This window comes from Vibrio sp. WZ-1 (genome assembly GCF_052037695.1).
Lineage (GTDB): Bacteria > Pseudomonadota > Gammaproteobacteria > Enterobacterales > Vibrionaceae > Vibrio.
Window position 1 is genome coordinate 1 of record NZ_JBQEQR010000039.1, and the last position, 14,121, is coordinate 14,121.

Genomic DNA, 14,121 nt, shown 5'->3' on the forward strand with positions numbered 1-14,121 from the left:
GAATGAAGCTAAGAAAATGGTCGCTGAGTCTGTGAAACTCTATAATGAACAGAGACCACATACAGCTCTAAAATACAAAACGCCCGATGAAGTTCATCGAGCGTTTTAACTAAAAGTGTCAACCCATATCAGGACGGGTCATTCTTAATCACTTCGAAGAGTAATGAATTACTTTTGAAGCAAAGAAATATCTGCGATCTGTAGGAACAGGTTACGCAGGTTGTTTAGTAGAGTCAGACGGTTCTTCTTAAGTGCTTCGTCGTCTGCCATTACCATTACGTTATCAAAGAACGCATCAACTGGTTCACGTAGGTCAGCTAGCTTGCTTAGCGCTTCTTGGTAGTTACCAGTTGCAAACGCTGGCTCTAGCGCTTCTGTCATTACTTCAACGCTTTCTGCTAGTGCTTTCTCTGCGTCTTCTTGTAGAAGTGCTAGATCGATGTCTGCTGCTAGTTCGCCGTCGAATTTCGCTAGGATGTTACCAACACGCTTGTTCGCTGCTGCTAGAGACTCTGCCGCTTCCAGTTCACGGAAGTGAGATACCGCTTTAACACGTTGGTCGAAGTCTGCTGGTTTAGTCGGACGACGCGCCAGTACTGCTTGAATGATGTCTACGCTGAAACCTTCGTCTTTGTACCATGCGTTGAAACGACCTAGCATGAAATCAATCACGTCTTGCTCAACATTCTCGTTAGTAAGTTTGTTACCAAACTGGACTTTCGATTCGCGGATTAGATCGACAAGGTCTAGGTTGTAGCCATTCTCAACGATAATACGCAGTACACCTAGTGATGCACGACGCAGTGCGAATGGATCCGAGCCCTTAGGTGCTTGACCAATACCGAAGATACCAACGATAGTGTCTAGCTTATCTGCCATTGCAACCGCTGAAGAGATATCTGTGCTTGGTAGTTGGTCACCGGCAAAACGAGGCATGTATTGCTCGTAAAGCGCTAAAGCAACTTGCTCATCTTCACCGTCGTGCTTCGCGTAATGCATGCCCATTACACCTTGAGTATCCGTAAATTCGAATACCATAGAGGTCATTAGGTCACATTTCGCTAGTAGACCAGCACGTGTCGCTTTTTCTACATCAGCATCAATCTGTTTTGCAATGTAGCCAGCTAGTGCAGTGATGCGGTCTGTTTTGTCTTTGATCGTACCCAGTTGCTTTTGGAAGATCGCTTGCTCCAGTTCAGGCAGACGGTCGATAAGCGGACGCTTACGGTCTGTGTTGAAGAAGAACTCTGCGTCAGCAAGACGAGGACGAACCACTTTCTCGTTACCTTCGATTACGTAACGAGGCTCTTTTGATTCGATGTTCGATACGAAGATGAAGTTAGGTAGTAGCTTCTTGTTTTCATCATAAACAGGGAAGTACTTCTGGTCACCTTTCATGGTGTAAACCAAAGCTTCAGAAGGCACTTTTAGGAACTCTTCTTCAAACTTCGCTGTTAGTACTACTGGCCATTCAACCAGAGATGTTACTTCTTCTACTAGGTCATCTTCTAGGTCAGCGATACCGCCAACTGCTGCTGCCGCTTTTTGTGCGTCAGCTAGGATGATTGCTTTACGCGCTTCGTAATCTGCCATTACTTTACCGCGCTCTTCTAGGATCGCAGGGTATTGCTCAGCAGAATCGATAGTGAACTCTTGCTCACCCATGAAGCGGTGACCACGGATAATGCGGTCAGAAGCGACACCAAGGATCTCGCCTTCGATTAGGTCGCTGCCCATTAGCATGGTTAGCGTCTTAACTGGACGGATAAATTGAGTCGTTTTGTTACCCCAGCGCATTGGTTTTGCGATAGGTAGGTTTGCTAGTGCTTTCGCTGCAAGTTCAACTACGATCTCAGACGTTGGCTGACCTTTCACTTCTTGTTTGAACAGTAGCCATTCGCCTTTGTCTGTTACCATGCGTTCTGCTTGGTCAACAGTGATACCACAACCGCGTGCCCAGCCTTGAGCCGCTTTAGTTGCGTTACCTTCTGCGTCAAATGCTGCAGATACCGCAGGACCACGTTTTTCAACGACTTTGTCAGACTGGCTTTCTGCTAGTGCTGCTACTTTAAGTGCAAGACGACGAGGAGCTGCAAACCATTGCACGCCTTCATGAGCAAGCTCAGCGCCTTTTAGTTCAGCTTCGAAGTTTGCTGCGAATGCTTCAGCTAGAGTACGTAGTTGCGTTGGTGGTAGCTCTTCTGTACCTAGTTCGATTAGAAATTCTTTTGCCATGTTACTCTACCCCTTACGCTTGTTCTTTCTTACACATTGGGAAGCCAAGGGCTTCACGCGATGCGTAGTATGCTTCTGCAACTGCTTTCGTCAGGTTGCGGATGCGCAGGATGTAACGTTGACGTTCAGTTACTGAGATCGCTTTACGTGCGTCTAGTAAGTTGAATGCGTGACCTGCTTTAAGGATGCGCTCGTAAGCTGGTAGTGGTAGTGGCTTTTCAAGCTCAAGCAGCTCTTTACACTCTTTCTCACACTGTTCAAAGAAGCTGAATAGGAATTCAACGTCAGCGTGCTCGAAGTTGTAAGTTGATTGCTCTACTTCGTTTTGGTGGAAGATATCACCGTAAGTCACTTTGCTGCCATCTGGTGCGATGTTCCAAGTAAGATCGTAAACTGAATCTACTTCTTGGATGTACATTGCTAGACGTTCGATACCGTAAGTGATCTCACCGGTTACTGGTTTACACTCAAGACCACCGACTTGCTGGAAGTAAGTGAACTGAGTCACTTCCATGCCGTTTAGCCAAACTTCCCAGCCTAGACCCCATGCGCCTAGTGTTGGGTTTTCCCAGTTGTCTTCTACGAAACGGATGTCGTGCACAAGTGGGTCAATACCAAGTACTTCTAGAGAACCTAAGTACAACTCTTGGATATTGTCTGGCGATGGTTTTAGCGCTACTTGGAATTGGTAGTAGTGCTGAAGGCGGTTAGGGTTTTCACCGTAACGACCATCAGTAGGACGACGTGAAGGTTGTACGTAAGCTGTAGACATTGGCTCTGGGCCAAGCGCTCGTAGACATGTCATTGGGTGAGAGGTACCCGCACCTACTTCCATATCTAGCGGTTGAACAATGGTGCAACCATTTTGAGCCCAATAATCCTGCAGCGCGAGGATCATTCCCTGGAAGGTTTTGATATCGTATTTTTGCATAAGTCAGGTTCGCGCGATTCTCTTATTACTTGTGAATTCGTCTCTTTTGTTGGGTTTTCTAGCCTCAACAGTGAGGATTCAAAGTAATGACGGTTGAATAAAATAACGATCAAGTATACCCAGATATTGAGCATGGGAGTAGAGCTAATCTTGATTAATTCGTGGGCAATTTTCTCCTTTAATGGATTTTTACCGCTTTATCTGCTGAATTTTTCCTAAAAGGGAGTTTTCGCTGGCTTTCACTCTTGAGGTGGTGGGGAAACATGGCTAGAATTGCGCCTGTCTTTGGGGAGTAGCTTACTCGATGAAATGTCTGTTTCATCCGGTTCGTTCGTCAACATAATTGGTGCAAAATCACCATGGCGCTCGAGACTCATCAGCCTGATGGGTTTAGCAAGACCTTAGACAAATCATCACGAACCGGGGTGGGGCGTGAGGTTTGTCTATGGTTAAAAATAATTATCCCGCCCCAATGAGCATGTCGTGAGCGTTTTAGCTATTTCAATTACTACTGTAGCGTTAGCAGAAATTGGCGATAAGACCCAATTGCTATCTCTATTGCTTGCCAGTCGTTACCGCAAGCCAATCCCAATTATTGCAGCAATCTTTTTGGCAACGATTGCCAACCACGCTTTGGCTGCATGGTTAGGTGTGGTTGTGGCCGATTACCTTTCACCAGAAGTCCTTAAGTGGGTGCTAGTGGTCAGTTTTGTCGCCATGGCGGCTTGGGTACTGATCCCTGATAAGTTAGATGATGACGAGCAGATCTCTAACCGAGGCCCATTCATTGCTAGTTTTATTGCTTTCTTCGTTGCAGAGATTGGCGACAAAACTCAGATCGCCACTTCTATCTTGGGTGCGCAATACGCAGATGCATTGAGTTGGGTGATTCTTGGTACCACGATTGGTATGTTGCTTGCCAACGTTCCTGTGGTTTTAATCGGCAAACTCTCGGCGGATAAGATGCCTTTAGGGTTGATTCGTAAGGTGACCGCATTCCTGTTTATCGCGCTAGCTATCGGAGCGGCATTGTTCTGATTCATTGCACATAAAATGGTCTGAATTATCAATAACTAGTGAAGTAATGCGCGAGTTCAAACTCTGGCTCAAAATCATCAAGACCGTGACGGGTGACATATTAGTGCCATACTTGTCATGGTACTTTAATGGTGTGAATGATGGCGAGAGGGCAAGTTTATGCTTACACGTTATATGGGGATGTCCCCAAAGAGTCAGAGTTATTTATTCACCTTTGGTTTGGCGCTGTGCTTGTTGGCGATGGTGCTGACTGATATGTGGTTGCCGATTGTAGCAGGGACCTTCATTCTTACCGGCTTAACGGTAGAAGCATGGATTCGGGTCGCGCATATTATTCCTATGCACGAAGAGATGCGTGCAATGAGAAAACAATTAAATAAGCTACAATCTGAACTTCGCACACTAGAATACGATGAATAAACAAACGGCAGCCTTTGGGCTGCCGTTTTTGATCTTGCTGAGATTATTCCAAACCTTTCTTAATTAGATATTGGTATGGAAGCTGTTCTGTTTGCGCTGCAACCAACTGGTGGTCCATAAATCGACAGAAACTTGGGATATCTCGAGTCGTGGATGGGTCGTCTGCCTTTACCAGCAATACCTCACCATCTTGCATGTTTCGAATTGTCTTCCTGACCATCATTACTGGCTCTGGGCAGCGTAATCCTTCCGCCTCTAATGTCTTGGTCGCCAGTTCAGGATTAAAACTCATAATGTGATTCTCGTAACTAACTTAGCGGTGAATTTTACTTTCGTTGAAAAAATATTCAATAACCACTTGGCAAAGTGATTTTTTTGTTTTACCTTAAATTAACAATTTGGTAACAACTGGCAAGGAGAGACGATGTTAACAGCGTTAGACAGACTAACCATCTATTCGGTTTTATGTTTCATCTCGTTTTGTGCATTAGTGCTTCGAACGCCAGCTGAAACCTCATTGATGCCTCTTTTAGGCATGAGTGCAACCATTATTGGGATTTGGATTGAGATGCACAAATGGTCAGGTGCATCTGAGCAAGAAAATTAGCGCTTCTTGCTGTAATCGGAACCTATTGATATACCGCTCACCAAGTTTAACGACACTTCATTCCGACACTATCCCCATTTTTCTTGGGCTTCCCCGCTGAAAGGCGGGATTTTTTTTGCCTGAAGAGTACAATTTATCTAAATCCCCAACATGGTAAGTGGCAAATCGTGGAATTAGAAGACATCTACCGTAGAGATCTGAACTTATTGGTTGCACTACGTGTGTTGATTGAAGAGAGCAGCGTCAGTAAAGCCGCCACTCGTTTGAATTTGAGCCAATCGGCTATGAGTCGTGTGCTAGGGCGTTTACGTGATCTGCTTGGTGACCCACTGTTTACTCGCCAGGGTCAGCGCTTGATCCCAACCCAGAAAGCGTTAGAAATTGATCGCTCTTTGGGTGAACCGCTGGAATCGCTGCGCCAATTACTTTCTCCACGTGAGTTTGATCCACGCAGTTGCGATCAGACGTTTACTATCGCGACCACCGATTACGCGATGCAAACCATTTTGCCTTTTGCTTTGCCGCGTATTTATCAAGAAGCACCGAATGTGTCGTTTAACTTCTTGCCGCTGCAACACGACCGCTTATCTGATCAATTAACATATGAAGGCGCGGACTTAGCGATTTGTCGTCCAACAGGTCCAGTGGAGCCACTGCGTAGTGAAGTGTTAGGGCGAGTTGGTGTGTTGTGTCTGCTATCTAAGCAGCATCCGCTAGCTGATAAAGAGATGAGTCTGGATGATTATCTCAGTCATCCGCATGCCATGATTGCCATCAGTGATGGGGTTAAAGCGTTGATTGAACAAGCGCTCGTGGAGAAGCCGCAGCGTCAGATGGTATTGCGCGCTTATCACTTGGAAGCGGCGCTGGCGATTGTTGATACTCTGCCAATCATTATTACCGTACCTGCCGATTTAGCGTACTTGGTTTCTGATCGTTATGACTTGGTGGTGAAGCCATTACCATTCCAATTCACGCCGTTTGAATATTCGATGATTTGGCATGCACGTTGCGAGCACTCTCCCGCTCAAGAATGGTTGCGTGCGGTGGTTCGAGAAGAATGTAGCCGTCTTATTGCCAAACGAATTGAAGATATGGGATTGGACTAATTTTTCCTACAATCCAAATAGCAAAAAGCCGGGTGATGACCCGGCTTTGTTTATTCTATTAAAGAGTTAACGCTTATAGCTTGATAACCACGCGACCAGTTACTTGACCGTTTGTGATGTCTTCAGCATATTTTGGTGCTTCTGCTAGCTCTACCTCAGTACAAGCTTGTTCGAAGTAGCTGTCTGGTAGTAGCTCAACCAATTTTTCCCATGCTGCAGTACGTTTTTCAAATGGGCATGAAACAGAATCCACACCTTGTAGACGAACGTTACGTAGAATGAATGGCATCACTGTGGTTGGTAGGTCGAAGCCACCTGCAAGACCGCAAGCCGCAACTGCACTGTTGTAATCCATTTGTGCCAATACTTTTGCTAGTACTTTGCTGCCCACAGTATCAACCGCACCTGCCCATACTTGTTTTTCAAGCGGACGTGCTGGCTCTTCAAATTCAACACGGTCGATGATGCGACTAGCACCTAGCTTTTCCAGTAGCGGGCCATTTTGTTCAACACGACCTGTCACGGCTGCCACTTTGTAGCCAAGCTGTGCTAGAAGCGTTACGGCTACTGAGCCTACACCGCCACTTGCGCCAGTTACTAGGATTTCGCCATTTTCAGGTTTGATGCCTGCATCAAGCAGTGCTTGAACACATAGCATGCCAGTGAAGCCAGCAGTACCCACCATCATTGCTTTCTTGCTGTCCAGACCTTTTGGTAGTGGTACTAGCCAATCCGCTTTTAGACGAGCACGTTGAGACATACCGCCCCAATGGTTTTCACCTACACCCCAACCAGTAAGAACAACTTTGTCGCCTGCTTGGTAGCGGTCGTCTTCTGAGCTTACTACCGTACCTGCTAGGTCAATACCCGGCACCATCGGAAAGTTACGGATGATTTTACCTTTACCTGTGATCGCAAGGCCGTCTTTGTAGTTCAACGATGAGTAATCAACGTCAATCAGAACGTCGCCTTCAGGCAATTGTGTTTCATCGATTTGCTCGATGTTAGCGATAGTACGTTTGTCTTCTTGATTTAGAACTAGAGCATTAAACATAAGGTTCTCCGATTGTGCGGTAGCGTGACTCTGGGTCACATGCAGCAAGATATCAACTGGTGCTAAGTGTATGTCTTCTTTGTCTATGAATAAAATGAAACTTGAACATTTAATGTATGCTTTTTGTGCATGTAAGCAATGTTTGGCGTAAAACAAAGGGCGGCATCAGATGCCGCCCTTAAGTGTAAACCTAAAACTTTTCAGTATTGGAGTATTTGCTGCGATTCTCAAATAACCTAAGGTCGTTCAAATACGGTCGCAATACCCTGGCCTAAACCGATACACATGGTTGCCAGACCGTATTTCGCGTCTTTCGCTTCCATAAGGTTGATTAACGTTGTTGAGATACGTGAGCCAGAACAACCAAGCGGGTGACCCAATGCAATCGCACCACCGTTAAGGTTGACCTTCTCATCCATCACATCAAGCAGACCCAAGTCTTTAGCACACGGTAGAGATTGCGCTGCAAATGCTTCGTTTAGCTCAACCACATCCATGTCTTCAATTGAAAGACCAGCACGTTTGAGTGCTTTTTGCGTCGCAGGTACAGGACCGTAACCCATGATAGAAGGATCACAGCCCGCAATGGCCATACCTTTAATGCGTGCACGAATCTTCAAGCCAAGTTCATTGGCTCTCTCTTCACTCATGATCAACATCGCTGATGCACCATCAGACAGCGCCGAAGATGTACCGGCTGTTACTGTGCCGTTGGCTGGGTCGAAAACAGGACGAAGTTGAGACAGACCTTCAACGGATGTTTCAGGGCGAATGACTTCATCGTAATCCAGAGTGAACAGCGTGCCGTCAGCCGCATGACCTTCAATTGGTAGGATTTCGTTTTTAAAACGGCCTTCTACGGTTGCAGCATGTGCACGAGCATGAGAGCGCGCAGCAAACTCGTCTTGTTGCTCACGGCTAATGCCATGCAGCTTACCAAGCATTTCAGCGGTTAAGCCCATCATGCCTGCTGCTTTTGCAACTGTCTTTGACATACCAGGGTGGAAGTCCACGCCGTGGTTCATTGGTACGTGTCCCATGTGCTCAACACCACCAATTAGGCAGATTTCAGCGTCACCTGTCATGATGGCACGTGTACCGTCGTGAAGCGCTTGCATTGATGAACCACACAAGCGGTTCACCGTCACGGCACCAATCTCAATTGGTAGGCCAGCAAGCAGCGCTGCATTACGAGCAACGTTAAAGCCTTGCTCTAGTGTTTGTTGTACACAGCCCCAGTAGATATCTTCAATCTCACTTGGGTTCACCTGTGGGTTACGCGCAAGAATGCCCTTCATCAGGCGCGCAGATAGATCTTCTGCTCGAGTATGACGGAAAGCACCACCTTTAGAGCGACCCATTGGCGTACGTAGACAATCGACTACGACAACATTTCTTGTTTGATTAGTCATTTTAGAATCCCTCCTTAGATAGAACCTTGCTGTTGTGCACCGTAAAAGCTTTCACCTTTCGCCGCCATATCAATCAGCATCTGTGGTACTTGGTACATTGCACCGAGCTCTGAGTATTGTTTTGCCATTGCAACAAACTCAGCAATACCTACGCTATCTAGGTAGCGGAATACGCCACCGCGGAATGGAGGGAAACCAAGACCGTAAACCAGAGCCATATCCGCTTCTTGTGGAGTGGCAATGATGCCTTCTTGTAGACACAGTACCACTTCGTTGATCATTGGAATCATCATACGTTGAATGATGGTCTGATCGTCAAAGTCCTGCTTATCGGCACAAACGTCAGCGAGTACCGGCAAGATTTCTTCAGAGAAGGTTTTCTTCGGCTTACCTTTTCTATCTATGGTGTAGCTGTAGAAGCCATTGCCATTCTTCTGGCCGTATTTATCTGCTTCGAACAGCGCATCTATTGCGTCACGACCTTGTTTGCCCATACGCTCAGGGAAGCCTTGTGCCATAACGGCTTGTGCGTGGTGAGCAGTATCAATACCAACAACATCGAGCAAGTATGCAGGTCCCATCGGCCAGCCAAACTTACGTTCCATGATTTTGTCGATTTTCGTAAAGTCAGCACCATCGCGAAGTAGCATGCTGAAGCCACCAAAGTATGGGAACAATACGCGGTTTACAAAGAACCCAGGGCAGTCATTAACGACAATTGGTGATTTGCCCATTTTCGCTGCGTACGCAACAACGCGATTGATGGTTTCATCAGAGGTATGTTCACCACGGATGATCTCAACAAGAGGCATGCGATGTACTGGGTTGAAGAAGTGCATGCCACAGAAGTTTTCTGGGCGTTTCAGCGATTTTGCTAATAGATTGATTGGAATCGTCGAGGTGTTTGAGGTGATAACCGTGTCTTCACCGACATGTGATTCGACTTCACTCAAAACTGCTGCTTTTACTTTCGGGTTTTCTACTACGGCTTCAACAATCACGTCTGATTCTTCGATGCCTGCGTAATGTAGGCTCGGTGTGATAGACGCTAAAATACCAGCCATCTTAAAGCCATCAATACGACCACGAGATAAGCGTTTATTCAGCAGCTTAGATGCTTCAGTCATGCCTAAATCGAGTGAAGGTTGCGCGATGTCTTTCATTAACACCGGCACGCCTTTTAATGCAGATTGGTAAGCGATGCCGCCGCCCATGATACCTGCACCAAGTACAGCTGCACGTTGCGTGTCTTTACTCGCTGACTTAGCTGATTTTTTAGCAAGCCCTTTGATGTATTGGTCGTTGAGGAATAAACCAACCAGTGATTTTGCTTCTTCAGACTTAGCCAGTTTTACGAAGTGCTTACGTTCAATGTCGAGTGCTTCGTTACGAGCAAAGCGAGCACCTTCTTCAATAGTAATAACGGCTGTCATTGGAGCAGGGTAGTGAGGACCTGCTTTTTGTGCCACTAGACCCTTCGCCATGGTAAAGCTCATCATTGATTCGAGCTTACTTAGCGTAAGTGGTGATGTCTTTTGCTTACGACGAGCTTGCCAGTCCAACTTCTCGTTGATTGCGGAGGTCAGTGTCTTGAGTGCTGATTCGTAAAGTGCGTCGCTATCGACAACCGCATCCAGAAGACCAATCTTTAATGCCTCATCCGCACGACACGCTTTACCTTGTGTGATCACTTCCATCGCACTGTCGGCACCGATAACACGTGGCAGACGTACACAACCACCAAAGCCCGGCATGATGCCTAATTTTGTCTCTGGTAGACCGATGCTGGTGGTTTTGTCACCAATTCGCATATCAGTTGCAAGCACACACTCACAACCGCCACCTAACGTGTGGCCTTTTAGTACCGAGATAGTTGGGACAGGCAAGTCTTCCAGCTTATTGAAGATGCTGTTAGCAAATTGCAGCCACTGATCGAGCTCAGCGTCTGTCTTGGCAAAAAGACCTAAGAATTCGGTGATATCAGCGCCAACAATGAACGCGTCTTTATCTGAGGTGAGCATCAAGCCCTTCAGTCCTGGGTGTGCTTTTAGCGCATCAAGGGCTTTGTCGAGTGACTCTAGTGTCGCTAGGTCGAGCTTGTTAACGGATTTTGGAGAGCAGAAGCGCAGTTCTGCAATACCATCTTGTACTTCCTTTACCTGTAGGGTTTCGGCTTGGTAAATCATTGTCTATCTCCATGACATACAATCTTGGATTGTCTGTATACCAATTTGATGCGGGCTGAGCGCCTATCGGGCAACAAATAGATATAGAGGAAAGTCGTTTTATTTTTATTCTGGTTAGACCAGTGAGGTTAGTTTGGACCGTGGATTGGTTAATTTCAATACATTTTTTAAACAAGTGTTTAACATTGTGCACTAGTGCAGATCTTATGCGACTCATAATTCCGTCTCGTGATAGACTTTGGTCAAAGAGAAAAGTGACCTAATCCTATGAATGACCAGCCTTATCTGATTCCTGCCCAGCCCGCTCAATTTGAAGAAGAGATCAAAAAGAGTGTCTTTATTACTTACTTAGCTCATACGCCCAGCGTGGAAGCTGCGAAGGCATTCGTTGAGCAGATCAAAACCAAACACTCTGATGCAAGGCATAACTGCTGGGGATTTGTTGCTGGTCGACCAGAAGATTCGATGAAGTGGGGTTTTAGTGATGATGGAGAGCCATCAGGGACGGCAGGTAAACCAATCCTCGCTCAACTGTCTGGCTCTGGAGTTGGTGAGATCACCGCGGTGGTTACTCGATATTCTGGCGGCATCAAGCTTGGTACGGGTGGTTTGGTCAAAGCTTATGGTGGTGGTGTGCAACAAGCGCTCAAGCTGCTTCAAACAATTGAGAAAAAAATAACCACAAAACTCCGACTAGAGTTAGACTATGGGTTTATGCCTATCGCACAGTCACTCATGCCCCAGTTTGGCGCGGTTGAAGTGGATGCTGAATACAGCGATCAGGTGGTATTAGTGGTGGAAATTGAGCTACGTGAAGTGAGCGCGTTTACCCAAGCTATCATCAACAAAAGTGGTGCAAAGGCAGTTGTCACCCCACTAGACGGACAATAATGAAAAATAGGAAGCCACAGGGACAGCTTCGCTAGTCAATCAATCCATGCAATTTCGTTCAATTATTCGAATCGTCGGGCTATTGCTCGCGCTTTTTAGTGTCACAATGCTCGCACCAGCACTGGTTGCGCTTATCTATCGAGATGGTGCGGGTGTACCTTTTGTCACGACTTTTTTCGTGCTTTTGTTATGTGGTGGGATATGTTGGTTCCCAAACCGCAGGCACAAACACGAGCTTAAAGCGCGTGATGGTTTTTTAATTGTTGTTCTCTTCTGGACCGTACTAGGTAGTGCAGGCTCTATCCCTTTTCTGATCTCAGATAATCCCAATATATCTGTGACTGATGCTTTTTTTGAGTCTTTCTCTGCCTTAACGACTACTGGCGCGACGGTTATTGTCGGATTGGACGAATTGCCAAAAGCGATTCTGTTTTATCGCCAGCTTCTACAGTGGTTTGGTGGTATGGGTATCATCGTATTGGCGGTAGCAATTCTTCCTGTTCTTGGTATCGGTGGCATGCAGTTGTATCGCGCGGAAATACCGGGGCCAGTTAAAGACACTAAGATGACTCCACGTATTGCAGAAACAGCAAAAGCACTTTGGTACATCTACTTAAGTTTGACTATCGCGTGTGCTGTGGCGTTTTGGTTTGCGGGCATGACGCCATTTGATGCCATCAGTCACAGCTTCTCAACCATTGCCATCGGTGGTTTTTCTACCCACGATGCTAGTATGGGCTATTTCGATAGCTATGCGATTAACATGATTACCGTTGTCTTCTTGTTGATTTCGGCATGTAACTACTCTTTGCACTTCGCTGCGTTTGCGTCTGGTGGCGTGCACCCTAAATACTATTGGAAAGATCCAGAGTTCCGCGCGTTCATCTTCATCCAAGTTGTCCTGTTTTTGGTGTGCTTCTTATTATTGTTGAATCACCATTCATATGACTCGCCATATGATGCTTTTGACCAGGCGCTATTCCAAACCGTGTCTATCTCTACTACTGCTGGTTTTACAACGACCGGCTTTGCTGATTGGCCATTATTCTTACCAGTATTGCTATTGTTCTCTTCTTTTATAGGCGGTTGTGCTGGTTCGACAGGCGGCGGCATGAAAGTGATCCGTATTTTGCTACTGACCTTACAAGGTGCGCGTGAGCTCAAGCGTTTGGTTCACCCGCGTGCGGTTTACACCATCAAAGTGGGTGGTAGTGCGCTACCACAACGTGTTGTTGATGCGGTGTGGGGATTCTTCTCTGCATATGCACTGGTATTTGTGGTTTGTATGTTGGGTTTGATTGCAACTGGGATGGACGAGCTAAGTGCATTTTCGGCGGTAGCTGCGACCCTAAACAACCTCGGTCCAGGTCTGGGGGAAGTGGCACTTCACTTTGGTGATGTGAATGACAAAGCAAAATGGGTATTGATTGTTTCTATGCTGTTTGGCCGTTTGGAAATCTTTACCTTACTTATTCTACTTACGCCGACGTTTTGGCGCAGCTAAGGGGAAATCGTGGCAAAAGCATTATTTCTATACTCTTCCCGTGAAGGGCAGACAAAAAAAATTCTTCATTATATAGATGAGCAACTACCAGACTTCGATTGCGAGCTGGTGGATTTACATAATGTAGAGACAATTGATTTTAGCCAATACGATAGAGTACTGATCGGAGCTTCTATTCGTTACGGCCACCTTAATAAGAAGCTATACCAGTTTATTGAGCGAAACCTGGCTCAACTGGTGCAAAGTAAAGTGGCGTTTTTCTGCGTAAATCTAACTGCTCGCAAAGAAGACCAAGGAAAGGATACTCCTGAAGGCAGTGCTTACATTCGCAAGTTCCTAATTAAATCACCTTGGAAGCCAACGTTAATCGGTGTGTTCGCTGGTGCGCTTTATTACCCTCGTTATAGTTGGTTCGACAAAACCATGATTAAGTTCATTATGTCGATGACAGGCGGTGAAACCGATACAACCAAAGAAGTGGAATACACTAATTGGGAAAAAGTGGCTCTTTTCGCAGATAAATTCAAAGAATTGTAGAAATAACGTGCTCTTTTGACTGCTTTTGATGAAATTTTGCCCGAACAATAAAAAACTCAAAAAAAACGTCAAAAAGGGCTTGCCAATGTGATCGCAATCTCTATAATGCCACCTCGCTGACACGGCAACGCTTCGAAAGAAACGAGGTTGAGTTAGCAAGCCAATTAGCCGAGCGGAAACGCTTGAAAAAAGTTTGA

14 protein-coding genes are annotated in these 14,121 nt (G+C 46.1%); 8 read left to right on the forward strand and 6 right to left on the reverse strand.

Annotated elements, in window-relative coordinates; translation table 11 throughout:
* On the forward strand, nucleotides 1-109 hold a 109-nt coding region (locus tag ACTS60_RS01490; protein WP_440886874.1), incomplete at its 5' end, for an integrase core domain-containing protein.
* A gap of 59 nt (nucleotides 110-168) precedes the next feature.
* Here the strand turns inward: ACTS60_RS01490 and glyS are convergent.
* Both glyS and glyQ read right to left on the reverse strand, forming a co-directional pair.
* The gene (glyS, locus tag ACTS60_RS01495) at nucleotides 169-2,235 is read right to left on the reverse strand and encodes a glycine--tRNA ligase subunit beta (protein ID WP_440886867.1); all 2,067 of its coding nucleotides are present in this window, start codon (nucleotides 2,233-2,235) and stop codon (nucleotides 169-171) included.
* A 13-nt stretch (nucleotides 2,236-2,248) separates the two neighbouring features.
* The gene (gene glyQ, locus ACTS60_RS01500) at nucleotides 2,249-3,166 is read right to left on the reverse strand and encodes a glycine--tRNA ligase subunit alpha (RefSeq protein ID WP_038885249.1); all 918 of its coding nucleotides are present in this window, start codon (nucleotides 3,164-3,166) and stop codon (nucleotides 2,249-2,251) included.
* A 483-nt stretch (nucleotides 3,167-3,649) separates the two neighbouring features.
* On the opposite strand from glyQ, the gene ACTS60_RS01505 reads away from it, so the two are divergent.
* Together ACTS60_RS01505 and ACTS60_RS01510 are read left to right on the forward strand one after the other, a co-directional pair.
* A complete protein-coding gene (locus tag ACTS60_RS01505) occupies nucleotides 3,650-4,204 on the forward strand; it encodes a TMEM165/GDT1 family protein (RefSeq protein WP_010444803.1) in 555 nt (184 codons plus the stop codon).
* Between the two features lie 159 nt (nucleotides 4,205-4,363).
* On the forward strand, nucleotides 4,364-4,624 hold the full coding sequence (locus ACTS60_RS01510; protein WP_038885251.1) for a hypothetical protein: 261 nt from the start codon (nucleotides 4,364-4,366) through the stop codon (nucleotides 4,622-4,624).
* 43 nt (nucleotides 4,625-4,667) lie between these two features.
* On the opposite strand, the gene tusA is transcribed toward ACTS60_RS01510, so the two are convergent.
* Nucleotides 4,668-4,916 (reverse strand): sulfurtransferase TusA, encoded by a 249-nt coding sequence (gene tusA, locus ACTS60_RS01515; RefSeq protein ID WP_010444805.1) that lies wholly within the window; start codon nucleotides 4,914-4,916, stop codon nucleotides 4,668-4,670.
* Nucleotides 4,917-5,048: 132 nt separating this feature from the next.
* On the opposite strand from tusA, the gene ACTS60_RS01520 reads away from it, so the two are divergent.
* Both ACTS60_RS01520 and ACTS60_RS01525 read left to right on the forward strand, forming a co-directional pair.
* On the forward strand, nucleotides 5,049-5,231 hold the full coding sequence (locus ACTS60_RS01520; RefSeq protein WP_045386113.1) for a hypothetical protein: 183 nt from the start codon (nucleotides 5,049-5,051) through the stop codon (nucleotides 5,229-5,231).
* Nucleotides 5,232-5,398: 167 nt separating this feature from the next.
* Nucleotides 5,399-6,340 (forward strand): LysR family transcriptional regulator, encoded by a 942-nt coding sequence (locus ACTS60_RS01525; protein ID WP_440886868.1) that lies wholly within the window; start codon nucleotides 5,399-5,401, stop codon nucleotides 6,338-6,340.
* 73 nt (nucleotides 6,341-6,413) lie between these two features.
* Here ACTS60_RS01525 and acuI read toward each other — a convergent pair whose 3' ends face one another.
* From acuI to fadB, 3 genes are all read right to left on the reverse strand, one after another.
* Nucleotides 6,414-7,394, reverse strand: a complete 981-nt coding sequence (acuI, locus tag ACTS60_RS01530; protein ID WP_440886869.1) for an acrylyl-CoA reductase (NADPH) — start codon at nucleotides 7,392-7,394, stop codon at nucleotides 6,414-6,416.
* Between the two features lie 236 nt (nucleotides 7,395-7,630).
* Nucleotides 7,631-8,806 (reverse strand): acetyl-CoA C-acyltransferase FadA, encoded by a 1,176-nt coding sequence (fadA, locus tag ACTS60_RS01535; protein WP_440886870.1) that lies wholly within the window; start codon nucleotides 8,804-8,806, stop codon nucleotides 7,631-7,633.
* Nucleotides 8,807-8,820: 14 nt separating this feature from the next.
* Nucleotides 8,821-10,992, reverse strand: coding sequence for a fatty acid oxidation complex subunit alpha FadB (gene fadB / locus ACTS60_RS01540; RefSeq protein WP_440886871.1), 2,172 nt, complete (start codon nucleotides 10,990-10,992; stop codon nucleotides 8,821-8,823).
* Between the two features lie 267 nt (nucleotides 10,993-11,259).
* Between fadB and ACTS60_RS01545 the strand changes: the two genes are divergently transcribed.
* From ACTS60_RS01545 to hemG, 3 genes are read left to right on the forward strand one after another with little or no spacing between them, the layout of a single operon-like run.
* Nucleotides 11,260-11,883 (forward strand): YigZ family protein, encoded by a 624-nt coding sequence (locus ACTS60_RS01545; protein ID WP_143691624.1) that lies wholly within the window; start codon nucleotides 11,260-11,262, stop codon nucleotides 11,881-11,883.
* Between the two features lie 46 nt (nucleotides 11,884-11,929).
* Nucleotides 11,930-13,387 carry a TrkH family potassium uptake protein gene (locus ACTS60_RS01550; protein WP_440886872.1) on the forward strand — a complete coding sequence of 486 codons (1,458 nt, stop codon included), beginning with the start codon at nucleotides 11,930-11,932 and terminating at the stop codon, nucleotides 13,385-13,387.
* 9 nt (nucleotides 13,388-13,396) lie between these two features.
* Nucleotides 13,397-13,924, forward strand: coding sequence for a menaquinone-dependent protoporphyrinogen IX dehydrogenase (gene hemG / locus ACTS60_RS01555; protein WP_440886873.1), 528 nt, complete (start codon nucleotides 13,397-13,399; stop codon nucleotides 13,922-13,924).
* Nucleotides 13,925-14,121 lie beyond the last annotated feature (197 nt).

Coding starts and splice junctions, on each gene's coding strand:
- ACTS60_RS01510 (WP_038885251.1), top strand. CDS start 4,364: ATGCTTACACGTTATATGGGGATGTCCCCAAAGAGTCAGAGTTATTTA.
- ACTS60_RS01550 (WP_440886872.1), top strand. CDS start 11,930: ATGCAATTTCGTTCAATTATTCGAATCGTCGGGCTATTGCTCGCGCTT.
- acuI (WP_440886869.1), bottom strand. CDS start 7,394: ATGTTTAATGCTCTAGTTCTAAATCAAGAAGACAAACGTACTATCGCT.
- fadA (WP_440886870.1), bottom strand. CDS start 8,806: ATGACTAATCAAACAAGAAATGTTGTCGTAGTCGATTGTCTACGTACG.
- glyS (WP_440886867.1), bottom strand. CDS start 2,235: ATGGCAAAAGAATTTCTAATCGAACTAGGTACAGAAGAGCTACCACCA.
- glyQ (WP_038885249.1), bottom strand. CDS start 3,166: ATGCAAAAATACGATATCAAAACCTTCCAGGGAATGATCCTCGCGCTG.
- fadB (WP_440886871.1), bottom strand. CDS start 10,992: ATGATTTACCAAGCCGAAACCCTACAGGTAAAGGAAGTACAAGATGGT.
- ACTS60_RS01545 (WP_143691624.1), top strand. CDS start 11,260: ATGAATGACCAGCCTTATCTGATTCCTGCCCAGCCCGCTCAATTTGAA.
- ACTS60_RS01520 (WP_045386113.1), top strand. CDS start 5,049: ATGTTAACAGCGTTAGACAGACTAACCATCTATTCGGTTTTATGTTTC.
- tusA (WP_010444805.1), bottom strand. CDS start 4,916: ATGAGTTTTAATCCTGAACTGGCGACCAAGACATTAGAGGCGGAAGGA.